The following is a 202-nucleotide window of genomic DNA, read 5'->3' as shown; positions in this document are numbered from 1 at the left end:
ACACTCATCCGGTCAATAGCAAGGCGCTGCAAGATCCAGCGGGTGACCCGGTGCGTGAGCTTGGCGCCGTCATCAGCGCAGGTTAAAGATTCTTGGAAGATCTTTCTCTTACATGAGGCGGCTGTACACCGGAATCTAGGGACTGTTACGTGCAGCCTAGTGGGGAATCCAACAACAGGAAGATCAACGAGTCGACGGGTGA

The 202-nt window shown here is 54.5% G+C and carries 1 pseudogene; it reads right to left on the bottom strand.

Features of this window, described 5'->3' with window-relative positions:
• A pseudogene (locus tag HMPREF2604_RS14265) lies at positions 1-202 on the bottom strand (ISL3 family transposase); the annotation flags it as partial.

Source organism: Corynebacterium sp. HMSC055A01 (genome assembly GCF_001809405.1).
Classification (GTDB): Bacteria; Actinomycetota; Actinomycetes; order Mycobacteriales; family Mycobacteriaceae; genus Corynebacterium; species Corynebacterium hesseae.
Note: the sequence above shows the minus strand (reverse complement) of the source record. Positions and strands in the feature narration are given on the sequence as shown.